The 15,030-nt window shown below is 60.9% G+C and carries 14 protein-coding genes and 1 tRNA gene; 4 read left to right on the top strand and 11 right to left on the bottom strand.

What is annotated here, in order from left to right; all coding sequences use genetic code 11:
• The first annotated feature begins 5 nt into the window (after positions 1-5).
• Both KVP70_RS05615 and KVP70_RS05610 read left to right on the top strand, forming a co-directional pair.
• Positions 6-635 carry a hypothetical protein gene (locus KVP70_RS05615; protein ID WP_217941078.1) on the top strand — a complete coding sequence of 210 codons (630 nt, stop codon included), beginning with the start codon at positions 6-8 and terminating at the stop codon, positions 633-635.
• A gap of 68 nt (positions 636-703) precedes the next feature.
• Positions 704-2,257 carry a S10 family peptidase gene (locus tag KVP70_RS05610; RefSeq protein ID WP_229224606.1) on the top strand — a complete coding sequence of 518 codons (1,554 nt, stop codon included), beginning with the start codon at positions 704-706 and terminating at the stop codon, positions 2,255-2,257.
• Positions 2,258-2,275: 18 nt separating this feature from the next.
• Here the strand turns inward: KVP70_RS05610 and KVP70_RS34155 are convergent, their stop codons facing one another.
• The 3 genes from KVP70_RS34155 to KVP70_RS05595 form a co-directional block, all read right to left on the bottom strand.
• Positions 2,276-2,950, bottom strand: a complete 675-nt coding sequence (locus tag KVP70_RS34155; RefSeq protein ID WP_229224605.1) for a PEPxxWA-CTERM sorting domain-containing protein — start codon at positions 2,948-2,950, stop codon at positions 2,276-2,278.
• A 63-nt stretch (positions 2,951-3,013) separates the two neighbouring features.
• The gene (locus KVP70_RS05600) at positions 3,014-3,631 is read right to left on the bottom strand and encodes a PEP-CTERM sorting domain-containing protein (protein WP_229224604.1); all 618 of its coding nucleotides are present in this window, start codon (positions 3,629-3,631) and stop codon (positions 3,014-3,016) included.
• 103 nt (positions 3,632-3,734) lie between these two features.
• Complete coding sequence (locus KVP70_RS05595; protein ID WP_217941076.1) at positions 3,735-5,573, bottom strand: sensor histidine kinase; 1,839 nt, start codon at positions 5,571-5,573, stop codon at positions 3,735-3,737.
• Positions 5,574-5,631: 58 nt separating this feature from the next.
• On the opposite strand from KVP70_RS05595, the gene KVP70_RS05590 reads away from it, so the two are divergent.
• Entirely contained in the window at positions 5,632-6,231 is a 600-nt protein-coding gene (locus KVP70_RS05590; protein ID WP_217941075.1) for a response regulator, read from the top strand.
• Between the two features lie 13 nt (positions 6,232-6,244).
• On the opposite strand, the gene KVP70_RS05585 is transcribed toward KVP70_RS05590, so the two are convergent.
• Entirely contained in the window at positions 6,245-7,627 is a 1,383-nt protein-coding gene (locus KVP70_RS05585) for an aminotransferase-like domain-containing protein (protein WP_217941074.1), read from the bottom strand.
• Between the two features lie 133 nt (positions 7,628-7,760).
• Here KVP70_RS05585 and KVP70_RS05580 point away from each other — a divergent pair, with 133 nt between their 5' ends.
• Positions 7,761-8,000, top strand: a complete 240-nt coding sequence (locus tag KVP70_RS05580) for a hypothetical protein (protein ID WP_217941174.1) — start codon at positions 7,761-7,763, stop codon at positions 7,998-8,000.
• Positions 8,001-8,160: 160 nt separating this feature from the next.
• Here KVP70_RS05580 and KVP70_RS05575 read toward each other — a convergent pair whose 3' ends face one another.
• The 7 genes from KVP70_RS05575 to rpsU form a co-directional block, all read right to left on the bottom strand.
• On the bottom strand, positions 8,161-8,625 hold the full coding sequence (locus KVP70_RS05575) for a hypothetical protein (RefSeq protein WP_217941073.1): 465 nt from the start codon (positions 8,623-8,625) through the stop codon (positions 8,161-8,163).
• 9 nt (positions 8,626-8,634) lie between these two features.
• Positions 8,635-8,925, bottom strand: a complete 291-nt coding sequence (locus KVP70_RS35360) for a DUF4258 domain-containing protein (RefSeq protein WP_369698886.1) — start codon at positions 8,923-8,925, stop codon at positions 8,635-8,637.
• Between the two features lie 316 nt (positions 8,926-9,241).
• A tRNA-Ile gene (locus KVP70_RS05565) sits at positions 9,242-9,320 on the bottom strand.
• A 102-nt stretch (positions 9,321-9,422) separates the two neighbouring features.
• Positions 9,423-11,663: an RNA polymerase sigma factor RpoD gene (gene rpoD / locus KVP70_RS05560; RefSeq protein WP_217941071.1), complete on the bottom strand. Its 2,241-nt coding sequence runs from the start codon at positions 11,661-11,663 to the stop codon at positions 9,423-9,425.
• Positions 11,664-12,153: 490 nt separating this feature from the next.
• Entirely contained in the window at positions 12,154-13,950 is a 1,797-nt protein-coding gene (dnaG, locus tag KVP70_RS05555) for a DNA primase (RefSeq protein ID WP_217941070.1), read from the bottom strand.
• 94 nt (positions 13,951-14,044) lie between these two features.
• Positions 14,045-14,494 carry a GatB/YqeY domain-containing protein gene (locus KVP70_RS05550; RefSeq protein WP_217941069.1) on the bottom strand — a complete coding sequence of 150 codons (450 nt, stop codon included), beginning with the start codon at positions 14,492-14,494 and terminating at the stop codon, positions 14,045-14,047.
• Positions 14,495-14,635: 141 nt separating this feature from the next.
• Positions 14,636-14,848, bottom strand: coding sequence for a 30S ribosomal protein S21 (gene rpsU, locus KVP70_RS05545; RefSeq protein ID WP_008451879.1), 213 nt, complete (start codon positions 14,846-14,848; stop codon positions 14,636-14,638).
• Positions 14,849-15,030: the final 182 nt, after the last annotated feature.

Raw genomic sequence — 15,030 nt, 5'->3', positions numbered from 1 at the left:
CAACCATGCCCATCATCGAACCTGTCACCCTGACGCTGGCCGAACTGGCCAGCCGTTGGAACAAGACCTCCAGCCAGCTACTCGAACAGGGCCTGCCGATGTATTTTTACTTCGACGGGCTGGTGTTCGACTTCAGCGACAAATGGCACCGCGCCAACGGCGACGTGAAGGAACAACAGGATCTGGAAGCGCATCAACTGCGCCTGTCCACGGTCGACCTGGACCTGCAACGGCAAGGGCTGCACAAACGCGGCCTGCTGAAACTGACGCAATGGGAAGACGCGCTCAGCGACGACGAACTGCGCAAGCTGCAAGCCGAGTCCGACCGCCTGCACAAGGAAGTCGAACGCCTGACAGCGCTGCTGAAAGAGCGCAACGAAGAGCGCCAGCGCCACGTCCGCAACGGCCTGCTGCGCGCCGCCCCGCGCACCTTGCGCGACATCGCCCAGCACGGCGAGACCAGGTTCCCGCAGTTCGCCTTCATGCCGAACTCGCCAGGCGCCAACGAAAAGATTGCCGCCGGCGCCGTGGTGGCGCTGGAGGACGGCTTCCCGGTCAAGGCGCTGCTGGCCGAGGCCGATCTGGTGATCGCGATGGTCGATGTGCGGGCGGCGGAAGCGTCCGCCAAAACCTGAGCGACAGCAAACTGGACTGCAAACCCGAAGCTGAACTACTATTGGTTATTTCACCTTCGGAGTTGAGTATGAAATCCAGGCTTGCCATGTTGTTGCTGGTGTTGAGCGCGACCGTCTCCGCGCAAGATGCGGAACCCGCTGCGCCCGCCCCCGCGGCCGCCGCGCCGGCGCTCGGCAAGGAGCGCGCCGCCGACCTGCTGGCCCATGAGCGCGTGCTCAAGGCCGACACCCAGGTCAGCAAAACGGCGCAGGTCGTCATCAAGGGCAAGAACATTCCATACAAAGTAACAACCGGTACCCAGCCGGTGTGGGACAAGGACGGCAAGGTGATCGCGTCGCTGTTCTACACCTACTACCAGCGCACCGACGTGGCCGACAAAAGCCGGCGCCCGCTGGTGCTGTCGTTTAACGGCGGGCCCGGTTCGGCGTCCGTATGGATGCACATCGCCTACACCGGTCCCAAGCTGTTGAACCTCGACGCCGAAGGCTATCCCACCCAGCCGTACGGCGTGCACGACAATGCGCACTCCATCCTCGACGTCGCGGATATCGTTTATATCGATCCGGTCAACACCGGCTTTTCGCGCGTGTTGGACGGCAAGAACGACCGCGCCCGCTTCTTCGGCGTCAATGCCGATATCGCCTATCTGGCCGAATGGGTCAGCGCCTTCGTGTCGCGCGAAGGTCGCTGGACCTCGCCCAAGTATCTGATCGGCGAAAGCTACGGCACCTCGCGCGTGGCCGGCCTGGCGCTGGAACTGCAGAACGCGCAATGGATGTATCTGAACGGGGTGGTGCTGGTGTCGCCAACCGAGCTGGGCCTGAAGCGCGAAGGCGCGGTGGGCGAGGCGCTGGCGCTGCCGTATTTCGCCGCCACCGCCTGGTACCAGAAAGTGCTGCCGGCCGACCTGCAAAGCCGCGACCTGAAGGACGTGCTGCCGGAAGTCGAAGCCTTCACCGTCGACGAACTGCTGCCGGCGCTGGCCAAGGGCGGCTTCCTCGACCCGCAGAAAAAAGCCCAGATCGCCGCGAAGATGGCGCGCTACTCCGGACTGTCCGAGACCTTCCTGCTGCAGCACAATCTGGTGGTGCCGCCCGAGCACTTCTGGAAGGAGTTGCTGCGCGCGCAGGGCAAGACCGTCGGCCGCCTCGACTCGCGCTACCTGGGCATCGACAAGAGCGATAGCGGCAACGCGCCCGACTACAACGCCGAGCTCAGTTCGTGGCTGCATTCGTTCACGCCGGCCATCAACCAGTACCTGCGCAACGAGCTTCAGTTCAAGACCGACCTCAAGTACTCGCTGTTCGGCGACGTCCATCCATGGGATTTCAAGAACGAAAAAACCGGCGACAATCTGCGCCTGGCGATGGCCGCCAATCCCTACCTGAAGGTGATGATACAGTCCGGCTACTACGACGGCGCCTGCACCTACTTCGACGCCAAGTACACCATGTGGCAGCTCGATCCGAGCGGCAAGATGAAAGACCGCCTGCGCTTCGAAGGCTACCGCAGCGGCCACATGATGTATCTGCGTTCGGAAGACCTGGCCACGTCCAACGAAGACCTGCGCGACTTCATCCGCAAGGCGACGCCGGCGCCGAACGCGCCGGCCAGGTATTGACGGCAGGCGGCGCCGCGTTCAGGACGCCACGGTCTTGCGCCTGCGGGCCACGACCCCTACCAGCGCCAGGCCGCCGAGCATCATGGCATAGGTTTCCGGTTCCGGCACCGCCAGCACATCGCCGTTGCGCACGGTCATGGCGCCGATCAAGCCGTTCCGCGGGCCTTCGCCATTGATGCCGGCGAAGAAGCTGAAGTTGTAGGCGTAATCCGCGTGCGTGGCATGCGTGCCGGACAACCAGATCATCGCGGGCACGCCGCCGGCGCCAAACGGTCCCTCATTGCGCACGATCGTCTGCGGATTGCCGGCATGATCGAGGCCCGGCCGGTCGCCCAGCACGTCGTAGTACAGGTGGGCCGCATCGGAGCCTATGCCCTTGACGGTGCTGGGATAGAGGTCGGAATCGTAGACGCTGCCCGCGGACGGCAGATGCCATCCGGTCAGGCCGCCCCAGTTGAGGTTGGCCCAGCTGTTGGCGAGTTCAAAGGTCATCACATTGGCGCCCGAGGTGCTGCGCAGCCAGGTGATGTTGTAGTCGGCGTCATACAGATAGGTTGCATTCTCATCCGTGGCCGCAATGGCGTGGAAGAACTGGTCGCGTCCGGCCAACGGCGTGCCGGCCATGGCTGGCAAGGTCACAGCGGCCAGCAGCAGCGCGGCGCCGATGGTGCTCAGTTTTTTCTGATAATTCATGTTAAATCCCCAAGGTTGGAACAGCAGGTTGGGACGCCAATCCGGACGCCCACGGTGATGAATTCACGCGCGCTTGGCGCGCCGTCCAACGACGCCGAGCAAAGCCAGGCCGCCGAACAACATCGCGTAGCTCGATGGTTCCGGCACGGCCGTCACATTGATGTTGTCGACCTGGACGTAGCCTGGGCTCAGGAAATTACCGGTGAGGACGACCGACGCCAGACCATTCCAACCGTCGAAATCGACCGGCGTCAGACCGCCGCCGTTGTGCGCCTGTAAGTAACCCGAAACAGTCGAGCCATTGGCAAACACGCCCTTGATGCCCATCTTGACGTCATTGCCGGCGTAGTCACCCGGCGAAAACTCCAGGCTGTTGAGATTGAACAGCGCGGCGTCCTGGCGGCGGAACGTCACTGCATTGCTTGGGGTGCCCGAGACGATGTCGTAGGCCGCGAATTTCAGCACATTGGTGCCGTTGCCGAAAGGCGCGACGCCGCCGCCGATCGCTTCATAGTCGAGCGAGGTGAAGACGAAGCCCTGTGTGGTGAAGATGGTCGGCCGTATGGCGACGCTGGTCAGGTCGGCGTTATCGAAGGTGATGGTGTCGGCAAACGCCAGCGGCGCGCTGCAGCCGGCGGCGAAGGTGAACACGGACAGCATGGTTTTGATGGAAGATTTCATGACGGTTTCCCCAGTGGTTGATGTGGGATGGCGTTGCGCCATCGCTGCAGCCACTGTAGTCACCGCAGGTCAGCGGGGAAATACGGAAATCACCGTATTTTTATCAACACGTCAACGTTGAGGGGATGAAAACTGCGAAGCAACTGCCGCGTCCCGGCGTGGACGCGATGCGCAGCGCGTAGCCGCACTGCTGGCAGAGGTTTTTGACGATGAACAGGCCGAGGCCGAAGCCCTCGCCGTGGCCGCCCTGCTCGAACGGCAGCAGCAGGCGCTCGCGCGCCGGCGCGGGGATGCCCGGCCCGGTGTCGAACAGCTGGATCTCGACGCCGCCGGGACGCCGCCGCGCGCCGAGCACGATGCGTCCGCTGGGCGTGTGGCGCACGGCGTTGGCCAGCAGATTGGCCAGAATGCGGTACAGCAGCAGCGACGAGCCGGTCACCCGCACATCGCTGGGGCGCACGGACAGGCGCAAGCCCTTGACGTTCGCCTGCGCCTGGAAGGCTTGCCCCAACTGGCCGAACATGGAGGTGAGCATGATCGGTTCGGGCAGGCGCTGGTCCTGCCGCGCCTGTTCGATGAGGTCCTTGAGCAGCGACTGCGCGTAAGCCAGCGTGGCGTCGATGTGCTCGGCGATCGGACCTTGCGCCGGCGCCAGCGCGCTGAACGCCAGCCGCAGCGAGGCCAGCGGTTGGGCGATGTCGTGGCTGGCCGACGCCAGGCGCAGCAGGCGCTCGTTGGCTTGCTCCAGGGCCGCCAGCTTGGTTTGTTCGGCCTGCAGCAGTTGCTCGGCCTCGGCCAGCCGGCGCAGGCGGCTGTCGGCCAGGCGCACATTAGACTTCTCGAGCTGACTGAGGACGGCCGCGCCGAACAGCAGCGCCTCGCCGAGGCAGCCAATTTTCGGCAGGGCCAGCACGGAAAAATACGGCACCCGGTCCACGCCCAGGATGACGAAGATCACCAGCATCAGCGGATTGGCCATCAATATCGTTGCGCCCAGCAGATAGAAGCGCGCCGCCTCGATGCGTTGGCGCACGCCGACGACCGCGACCGCGCAGCCGAATCCCGCGTAACTCAGCATTTGTATCGTCAGCAGCGTGTCGAGTCCGTAGATCAGATGCGCCACCAGCGTCAGCGCGCTGACGCCGAGCAGCCCCCGATGCCAGCGGTACAGCTGCGCCATGCGGGCCCGCATCTGCAGGAAGTCCATGGCGAAACCGACATGCGCCATCAACGCCAGCACGCCCAGCGCGCCGGGGGCCAGCATATTCCAGGCGGGTGCATGCGGCCACAGGAAGGCGAAATTATATCCCTCGACCTGGGCGACAAACAGCGTGTTGGTCAGCACAACCGCGCCATACATGCGGTAGCCCAGCGCGCGCTGGCCGCCGAGGACGAACACAACCACCGGCACCATCGCCAGCATGATGCCGACCACCAGGCCGCTGAACAGATGCGCTTCGGTATCGCTGGCATTGAGCTGGTCGACACGCCACCAGCGCGCCAGCAGCGGCGTCTTGCCGTGGGTGTGATAATAAACGTAGACGGTGGCGCTGCCGGGCGCCAGCGACAACGGCGCCATCAGGCGGCGATGCCGGACCGGACGGTCGGCGTAGTTGCTGGCGGCGTCGAGGGCCAGCACGCTGCGCACCAGTCCGCCCTGCTGCTGGTAGACCTGCACACGGTAGGCGTCCGGTATGCCCAGGTCGAGCAGGCTCTTGCCGCCGATGGCGGACAAATCGATGCGGTACCAGTTGCCGCCAGCCAGTGCGGGCAAGCCGAACGCCGCCATGGCTTGCGCGGCGGCGGCATCTGGCAGTGCATGCACGCATGCATGCAAGCTGGTCTGTCCATCGTGCGACTCGGGACACACCTGGGCCAGCGTATGGCCGGCGCAACAGCACAACAGCAACGCCAACCAGGCCGATGTGAAGAATCTAGCCAACAATGAGGCCTCCCAAGATGTTATCATTATTTTATCACCATTTCTGATAGTCATCTTTATGGATATCCTGCTGGCCGACGACCACGCCATTTTCCGGCAAGGGCTGAAATTGCTGCTGCAGAGCCAGGAAGGGATGCGGGTGGTGGCCGAGGCCGCCAGCCTCGAGCAGGTGCAGCCGGCGCTGCAGCAACAGGCGATCGATTTGCTGATACTCGACTATCACATGCCGGGCGGCGAGTCGTCGGCGATGCTGGGGTATTGCAAGCAGCGCTATCCGAAGCTGAAGGTGATCGCGCTGACCGGCAGCCAGTCCGGCATCGTGCTCAAGCAGTTGCGCGATGCCAGGGCGGACGCGGTGTTGCAAAAGGATTGCTCCGGCCCGGATTTATTGCGCTGCATCGCGCAGGTGATGGACGGCAGGACGGTGCTCAGCGATTCGGTGCAGCAGCAAATCGCCAGCTGCGACGAGCTGTTGACGGCGCGTGAACTACAGACGGTGCAATTGATTTACCAGGGTTACGCCAGCATCGACGTCGCGTCCCGCCTGAACCTGTCGGCCAAGACCGTCGACAAGCACCGGGAAAACGTCATGCGTAAATTGCAGGTGCACAATGTGGTGCAGTTGATCCACAAGGTGCGCGAGCTCAAGCTGGTTTGATCAACGCCGCCAGTTAAACCACGGCGGCGATGTGCGACTCGGGCCGCCGGGCCAGCAGATGGGACAGCCGTTGAAGACCCGCCTGCAAGCGTCCACGGTCCTTGATGCCGCCCAACGAGATCCGAATTGCATTCACGGATACGCTGCCAGTGGCGAAGGCCTCCGCCGGCGTGACTGCGATGCCCTCGCTGTCGGCTGCACGCGCCAGCTGCGAGGAGTTCCAATACGCCGGCAACTCGAGCCATACATGCAGGCCGTCTGCGGCGCCGCTGTACCGCCCTGCCAGAATATCGCTAGCCATCCGGTGGCGCAGGCGCGCCTCGTTGCGTACGCCTTCCAGCAATTGGTCAGCCGAACCGTCGAGTATCCACTGCGTGGCCAGTGCTGCCGTCAGAGGAGCGACCATCAGCGCAAACGATCTCAGCGCGGCCAGGAAGCGTTCGCGTTGGTGCGGGTCGCGTATGAGCACGAAGGCGACACGCAAGCCGGGCGTCAGGCATTTCGACAGGGTGGAGATGTAGGTCACCTGTTCCGGTGCAAACGTGGCAATCGGTGGCGGCGGGGCATCCGCGAGGAGCCAGTAGGGATCGTCCTCGACGATGCGCACATTGCAGCGCTGCGCGATGCTGGCGAGCTCCTTGCGCCGGCGTTCCGGCATGGTGGTGGCGGTCGGGTTCTGTAATGTCGGATTGAGGTAGACCAGCCCAGGCTTGTGCTGGCGGCACGCTTGCTCCAACACCTCGGGCAACATCCCATGCTTGTCCGCTGCCACCGCAATGATGCGCCGGCCGAATTGGGTCGCTGCGGCACGCAAGCCGGGATAAGTCGTTGGCTCCGCCAGGATGATATCGCCAGGCTCCGTCTGCGCAAGGATCAATGCGGCGATCGCCGCTTGCGCACCCGGACAGACGACAAGCTGCCGGGATTCCAGATGTCCAAACATCGGTTCCAGCCATTTGGCGCCAGCCTTACGGTCGGAGTCGCTTCCCCCTCCGAGGTGGTAAGTCATCAGCAATGCATTATCTGCCCTCATCAGTACTTGCGACAAACCTTGCTTCAACATGTCGTCGAAGTCCACGCCATCGGGCGGTGGTGGGGTATTCATGCTCAGGTCGAGGAGCGAAGTCAATTCGACTTTCGGCGCCGCGACATAAGTGCCTCGAGCGCCGCGCCCCTCCAGCAAGTTGCGGCGTCTGGCTTCGTCGTAGGCGCGTGTGATCGTCGTCAGGTCGACGTCCAGCTGGGCTGCCAACCGGCGCTGCGGGGGTAGACGATCGCCCGGTTTCAGCGCCCCGTCCGCCAGCGCCGCCTGCAACGCATCCGCAATCTGCAAAAAACGTGGCCCTTTGTTCCCGGCCAATCGCGGCAACCAGATTGGAGAATTTTCATCTTGCATGGTTTCAACTGGGACAGTTTGTCTCAATGTATGGGAATTGCTTTTTGGTAGTATGCATCAGAGCGTACAGCAGCACCATCTTTGCATGGCAGTCGCCGACGTTTGCTCCGCTCTCAGCCAGGAAAAACTCAAAATGATGGATTGGATCCCTATAGTATTCGTTACATTCAAGGCGCTCGTGCTCGGCACGGGCATGTTCTTCGCCATCAAGTGGCATTACGATCAAGGGAAAAAGGGCAAGGAGAATGAGATGCGCGCGGTGCTACGCGCGAGCGGCAAGGTGGCCGCAGTCTTCGGCCTGGCGCTCATGGGCCTGGGGCTCGTCACCTTCGTCCTGATCAGGATGCTCGGTATGGACTTGACCGTCCCATGATGGCAAAGAATAGTCGGCCGATAGCGAGTGATGCGGCAGTAAACCAATTGCTTCAGATGACGATGTCGAAACCATGGATCTCGAACAGCAACCTCGACGTGGAGTAGAATGGAAAGGACCCGTTCTCACGGGCCCTTTTAGTTTTAGCACAACGCGACTTCTAGGCGACAGCTACGTCCCCAGGCTCCTCTTCAACTGTAGAGGTCCACTTCTGGCGGGACTCAGAAACGATAATCCGCGAATGGCTGATGCGATCAATTATATTCAGCATTTCCACCGTCGCGCCGATGCGTTCGTTACCGTCGTGTGCTTTTTTGTAAAGCATGCGAATAACCAAGTCAGAAGTCTTCGGCACCTTTCCTGTCTTTTCCCATTTTGCAATCGCCTGTTCCGTGCATCCCAACAGTTTGCCAAGCGATTTTTGGGACAGCAACAGCCCACAACGAATATAGCGGAACTCGGCACCGGTGAGCTTTCCAGGTTTACTTGATAGGGCCAGGCAAATTGTCTTAATGAGGCCATCTAAGTCATGAAAGGACACCGCCTTGCCGTATGGTGTGTCCTTCTCGACGTAGCCATTCTTGAGCCAAACGTTACGCAGGCCTCCGTCGGTAAAGTGATACATAAATTCCTCCTAAGTGTACATCGCTGTAACCAGTATCAATGTCGGGTCATCGTCGCTTATTGCCACGATGACGGCTACGTTATGGCCGGCGCTGAAATGCTCCATACGGCATTCGAGTGTCCCGTGCATTGTGTTAGGTTCCGGAGTGCGTTTAATCCTTCCAAGTTTCAGGGTCGACAACACGCACGCCATGGTTATATGACGCGTCTTCATTTGTTGCTTCACATGAGTCGTGAAAAACACATTCCGCGAATCGAGCGACTCGCTCCGAATGTACTCCTCAAGTTGGTTCCGCGACATCTGCGTCCTACGGATTTGAGGTCTTGTCATGCTTGAAGAGTACCTATACAAAATATAGATTGAAATTGCGCGCCGCACAAGATCTAAATCAAATCGTGCACTCATTTTGAGCTAAAAATTTATGACAAGAAATTTCAAAAGAAATCTTACGACAATTTTATTGCATCTCCGACACTCGACTCGCTGGTCGAAAATTCACAGGCCATGAACTGCCATGTAGAAGACGGGCAACGACAGAAAACCAACACTGCGCCCACATGGAATGCACGGACAAAGAAAAAAGGACTTAGGTTTTCACCTAAGTCCTTGTTTTTATTGGTGGGCCTCCCGTGAGTCGAACACGGCACCAACGGATTATGAGTCCGCTGCTCTAACCAAGCATGAGCTAGAGGCCCAGGGTCTTGCTTTGCGCTGGGGGCCTGGCAGCCCCTCCAACGCGCGCTCGTTTTTAAAACGAACTCGCGAGGATAAGGGCTAGCCCGGCCACTAGTCAAGTCTTAGTTGCCTTCCAAGAAGCTTTTCAGCTTGTCCGAACGCGATGGGTGGCGCAGCTTGCGCAGCGCCTTGGCTTCGATCTGACGAATACGCTCGCGCGTCACATCAAACTGCTTGCCCACTTCTTCCAGGGTGTGGTCGGTCGACATTTCGATACCGAAACGCATCCGCAGCACCTTGGCTTCGCGCGGGGTCAGCGAGTCCAGCACGTCCTTGACCACGCCGCGCATCGAGGCATGCAGCGCGGCGTCCGACGGCGCCAGCGTGTTGTTGTCCTCGATGAAGTCGCCCAGGTGCGAATCGTCGTCGTCGCCGATCGGCGTCTCCATCGAAATCGGTTCCTTGGCGATCTTCATGATCTTGCGGATCTTGTCCTCGGGCATCTCCATCTTGATGGCCAGCGTCGCCGGGTCCGGCTCGGCGCCGGTTTCCTGCAGAATCTGGCGGGAAATCCGGTTCATCTTGTTGATGGTTTCGATCATGTGCACCGGAATCCGGATGGTGCGCGCCTGGTCGGCGATCGAGCGGGTGATGGCCTGGCGTATCCACCACGTCGCATAGGTCGAGAACTTGTAGCCGCGGCGGTATTCGAACTTGTCCACCGCCTTCATCAGGCCGATATTGCCTTCCTGGATCAGGTCGAGGAATTGCAGGCCGCGGTTGGTGTATTTCTTGGCGATCGAGATGACCAGGCGCAAGTTGGCCTCGGTCATTTCGCGCTTGGCCTTGCGCGCCTTCATTTCACCGGCCGCCATCTGGCGGTTGATGTTGCGCAGGTCCGGCAGCGGCAGCACGACGCGCGCTTGCAGGTCGATCAGGCGCTGCTGCAGTTCCTTGATGGTCGGGATGTTGCGGCCCAGGATGGCGCTGTAGGCGTGCCCTGCGGCCACTTCGCCGTCCACCCATTCCAGATTGGTTTCGTTGCCTGGGAAGACCTTGATGAAGTGGGCGCGCGGCATGCCGCACTTGTTCACGGCCACGTCCAAGATCTGTTTCTCGATATGGCGCACTTCGTCGACCTGGCCGCGCAGCGTGTCGCACAGCTTCTCGACCACCTTGGCGGTGAAGCGGATGCCCAGCAGCTCGTATGAGATCGCTTCCTGCGCCTTGACGTAGGCCTTGGAGTTGTAGCCCTCCTTCTCGAAGGCGCGGCGCATCTTGTCGAATTGCAGGGAGATGACGTCGAACTTTTCCAGCGCGGCGTTTTTCAACGCTTCCAGCTGTTCGGCCGAGAAACCGGCGGCGCCAGACGCGCTCGCTTCTTCCTCTTCCTCTTCTTCCTCTTCTTCCTCTTCCTCTTCTTCGTCGTCCTCTTCGGCCGGCGCGGCCGCTACCGGCGCAGCCACTTCGGCGCTGTCGTCGACCAAACCATCGACGATTTCATCGATCTTGATTTCATCGGCGCGGATGCGGTCGGAGGCGGCGATGATCTCGGCGATCGTCACCGGGCAGGCGGAAATCGCCTGGATCATGTCTTTCAGGCCGTCTTCGATGCGCTTGGCGATCTCGATCTCGCCTTCGCGGGTCAGCAGCTCGACCGAACCCATCTCGCGCATATACATGCGCACCGGGTCGGTGGTGCGGCCAAAATCGGAGTCAACGGTCGACAGCGCCGCTTCGGCGGCCGCTTCGGCTTCGTCGTCGCTGGTGACGGTGGCGACGTTGTCCGACAGCAGCAGGGTCTCGGCGTCCGGCGCGTGCTCGTAGACGGCGATGCCCATGTCGTTGAAGGTGCCGATAATGCCCTCGATCGCTTCCGGATCGACGATATTTTCTGGCAGGTGGTCATTGATCTCGGCGTACGTGAGGAAGCCACGTTCCTTGCCGAACTTGATCAGGGTCTTGAGTTTCTGGCGGCGGCGTTCGAGTTCTTCCTCGGTGGCTTCCGTGTCCGACGAGAAAGCATCCTTCAGCAGCGCCTTTTCCTTGGCCTTGCGGTCCTTGGCCTTGGCCTTGTCGACCGCTTTCAGTTCGGCGCGTTCGACCGCGTTCAGCGCGGCGACTTCGTCGTTTTCTGGCTGGAATTCTTTCGGCTTGCGCCCGCGCCGGCCCGGCACTTTGACCGACGGCAGCACGTAGCCCGAGGTATCGATGGCAGCGAGCGTGGCCGCGTCGGTGGTCTGGCTGACCGCTGGCGGGTTGCTGGCGACACGCGTTTCCGACTTATCCGCTGTCTTGGCGGATTTTGCGGTCACTTTGCTCGGCTTTGCAGCCGCTTGGGATTCAGGTTTCTTGATTGGCACAGGCGCTTTCGATTACACAACGACTTGCTTATTTAGGATAAAGTTTCTTGCGGCCCTCACGGGCCTACGTCTTCGAACATGCCGACTGCACAAGTCCGACAATACTACGACTTACTTACACCTGGTCGGGCCGACCGGCCTCAACAGAACTCCACCTGCTCATGGCGGAAATTCTACTGCATCAGACACGTGCGTGGGGGCAAGAAACCATGACTAGGTTGGAAAGCGAACGGAACGCTCGCTATACAGCGCCGCCGTAGCGCGCTGACTCAACCAAAGCTGGCCCTGGCCGCCGACACCCGTCTTTCCATGCCGATCAAGAGCCTAACTTACTGAAAACAAACACACTCTGAACTGAAAAACGATGCCAAAACATACAACACTTAGCGTTTTATTATAGCACGTCACTTTTCAATTTCCAGAGGGCAGAAGCCACTTCCAAGCACCACAACCATGACAGAAACATTACTATACAAAACGACCTGCAACATTATCGGTTAGCCAACTCCGCCTGCGCCTCGCGCAACAGTTGATCTTGCTGCGCCGTCAACTCGCGGTAGCGCACGCCGATCTCGTCGGACGACAGGCCGGCCGCGAACAACTGGCTCAACTCCTGCTTCAAGGCGTCGTTCTTCACCTGGCGGATCGCGCCGCGCAGGAACAGCCGCACCGCGTCGAAGTCCGATTCCGGCTCCTTGACGATCTCGCCGATGATGCCGTCGTACTCGTCGCCCTGCGACTTCAAATGCTGGGCGAAGGCGGCGAAACTGCCGTGCGGCCCCAGCGACTGGGCCGACGCCACCAGCTGCGCCAGCCGCTCGGCCGGCTCGGCGCCGAAGTACTGGAACGCCGCCAGCGCCGACTCGTCGATGTCCAGCGCCAGCGGCGGATGCGCCACCAGCAGCCGCACGATCTGCAACTCCAGCCCCACCGGCACCGGCCGCCCGGTGCGCGGCGGCGCCTGGCGGGCGATGGCGACCGGCTTGGCCAGCTCGAACAGCGCCTCGATCTCGGACGGCGTGGTCTGCGTCAGCTGCGCAAGGCCGCGCACGATCTGCAGACGCAAGGCCGTCGGCGTCATCGACTGCAACATCGGCTTGGCGTCGAACTGCGCGCGCGCCCTGCCCTCCGGACTCTGCAAATCATGCTCGCCGACCGCTTCCTTGACCAGGAACTGCGACAGCGGCATCGCCTCGTGGATCTCCTGCTCGAACGCTTCCTTGCCGTAGGCGCGGACGTAGCTGTCCGGGTCGTGCTCGGTCGGCAGGAACAGGAATTTGATGGTCTTGTTGTCCGTCACGTGCGGCAGACAGGCTTCCAGCGCGCGCCGCGCGGCGCGGCGGCCGGCCTTGTCGCCGTCGAAACTGAAAATCACCGTGTCGGTTTGACGCAACAATTTCTGTACGTGGTTGGTGGTGCAGGCGGTGCCCAAGGTCGCGACGGCTTGCGGGAAGCCCATCTGCGCCAGCGCCACCACATCCATATAGCCTTCCGTTACCAGCACATAACCCGCGTCGCGGATCGCCTGGCGCGCTTCGAACAAGCCATACAGCTCGAATCCCTTTGAAAATAAAGGCGTTTCGGGAGAATTCAAGTACTTCGGTTCACCGTGATCGAGGACCCGGCCGCCAAAGGCGATGACCTGGCCCTTGGTGTTCTTGATTGGAAACATCACGCGCTCGCGGAAGCGGTCGTAGCGTTTGCGGTTGCCGCCGTCCTCGTCCACCTTGTCGATCACCAGGCCGGCCTCGGCCAGCGCCACGACGTCGTAGTCGGGGAAGATCGAGCGCAGGTTGTCCCAGCCGGCCGGCGCGTAGCCCAGGCCGAAGCGGGCCGCGATCTCGCCGGTCAGGCCGCGGTTCTTCAGGTAGGCGATGGCGTCGGTGGCGCCGCGCAGCTGGGCGCGGTAAAAGTCGCTGGCGCGCGTCATCGCCTCGGTCAAGGCCAGGCTTTGCGCAGCCATTTGCGCACGCTGGGCCGGCGGTATCTTGTCGTCCTGCTCGGGCACCACCATGCCGACGTTTTGCGCCAGGTCTTTAACGGCGTCGACAAAGCCCATGCCGGAATATTCGATCAGGAAGCCGATCGAGGTGCCGTGGGCGCCGCAGCCGAAGCAATGGTAGAACTGCTTGGTCGGGCTGACCGTGAAACTGGGCGACTTTTCGTTGTGGAACGGGCACAGGCCCATGAAATTCGCGCCGCCCTTTTTCAGCTGCACATAACGTCCGACCACGTCGACGATGTCGACCCGGTTCAGCAAATCAGAAATAAAGGATTGTGGAATCACAGGGCTATGCGGTCTTGTTATGGATCAGACTATACCGCCGCGGTGATCCGGTTTTGACGCGGATCAAGCTGCGGCGGAGGGAACTACCGGGGCATTATGCCGGGGTCAGCGCTTTCTTGACCAGTGCGGACACCACCGTCATGTCGGCGCGGCCAGCCAGTTTCGGCTTGACGATAGCCATGACCTTGCCCATGTCCTGCGGACCGGCGGCGCCCGAGGCGGCCACGGCGGCGGCCACGGCGGCGGCGATTTCCTCGTCGGACAGGCCTGCAGGCATGTAGGCGGTCAGCACCACCAGCTCGGCTTTTTCGATGTCAGCCAGGTCGGCGCGGCCGCCGGCTTCGAATTGGGTGATCGAATCCTTGCGCTGCTTGATCATCTTTTCCACGATGGCCACGGTCTGCTCGTCGTTGACTTCGATGCGCTCGTCCACTTCCTTGCGCTTGATTTCCGCCAGGATCAGGCGGATGGTCGACAGGCGGCCGGCTTCCTTGGCGCGCATGGCGTTTTTCATGTCTTCGGTGATTTGTTCTCTCAAGCCCATGGCGTAGTTTCTCTCAAAAAATTGATGGAGTAAAAATGCGAAAACCCGCTGCGGCGAACCGGAGCGGGTATCTTCCAGATGCAGCGAGATGCAACCCGAGGCGTAAGCGCCATACTACCGGGTTGAATCTGCAGAGCAGTCTTAGAACAGTTTTTTCGGCAGTTGCTGGCTGCGGATGCGCTTGTAATGACGCTTCACTGCAGCGGCCAGCTTGCGCTTACGCTCAGCCGTTGGCTTTTCGTAGAACTCGCGTGCGCGCAGTTCGGTCAGCAGACCGGTTTTTTCGATGGTGCGTTTGAAGCGACGCATTGCGACTTCGAACGGCTCGTTTTCTTTAAGGCGAATAGTGGTCATGTAAAAATTCAAACCGTTTGAGGTTATAGGGAGAAAGAGACTATAGCAGCTTTTGCAGGAAAATGGAAGACGCCTGGCCATCTGAACGGCCAACCGTAAGGCTTTGACTGCAAAAACAACGCGGCGTATGGTGCAATCTTTCAGGAACTTCAACGATTGCGTGACGCCACTAACTTCCAGAG

The sequence above is a fragment of the Duganella violaceipulchra genome (genome assembly GCF_019166075.1).
In the GTDB taxonomy this organism is placed as follows: Bacteria; Pseudomonadota; Gammaproteobacteria; order Burkholderiales; family Burkholderiaceae_D; genus Rugamonas; species Rugamonas violaceipulchra.
This window is presented reverse-complemented; position numbering and strand designations above follow the sequence as displayed.

Excerpts from the sequence above, each read along its gene's own strand:
- KVP70_RS05615 (WP_217941078.1), top strand. The coding sequence starts at position 6 with ATGCCCATCATCGAACCTGTCACCCTGACGCTGGCCGAACTGGCCAGC.
- KVP70_RS05590 (WP_217941075.1), top strand. The coding sequence starts at position 5,632 with ATGGATATCCTGCTGGCCGACGACCACGCCATTTTCCGGCAAGGGCTG.
- KVP70_RS35360 (WP_369698886.1), bottom strand. The coding sequence starts at position 8,925 with ATGTCGCGGAACCAACTTGAGGAGTACATTCGGAGCGAGTCGCTCGAT.
- KVP70_RS05580 (WP_217941174.1), top strand. The coding sequence starts at position 7,761 with ATGATGGATTGGATCCCTATAGTATTCGTTACATTCAAGGCGCTCGTG.
- KVP70_RS05600 (WP_229224604.1), bottom strand. The coding sequence starts at position 3,631 with ATGAAATCTTCCATCAAAACCATGCTGTCCGTGTTCACCTTCGCCGCC.
- KVP70_RS05550 (WP_217941069.1), bottom strand. The coding sequence starts at position 14,494 with ATGGGCTTGAGAGAACAAATCACCGAAGACATGAAAAACGCCATGCGC.
- KVP70_RS05575 (WP_217941073.1), bottom strand. The coding sequence starts at position 8,625 with ATGTATCACTTTACCGACGGAGGCCTGCGTAACGTTTGGCTCAAGAAT.
- KVP70_RS34155 (WP_229224605.1), bottom strand. The coding sequence starts at position 2,950 with ATGAATTATCAGAAAAAACTGAGCACCATCGGCGCCGCGCTGCTGCTG.
- KVP70_RS05610 (WP_229224606.1), top strand. The coding sequence starts at position 704 with ATGAAATCCAGGCTTGCCATGTTGTTGCTGGTGTTGAGCGCGACCGTC.
- rpsU (WP_008451879.1), bottom strand. The coding sequence starts at position 14,848 with ATGACCACTATTCGCCTTAAAGAAAACGAGCCGTTCGAAGTCGCAATG.
- KVP70_RS05585 (WP_217941074.1), bottom strand. The coding sequence starts at position 7,627 with ATGCAAGATGAAAATTCTCCAATCTGGTTGCCGCGATTGGCCGGGAAC.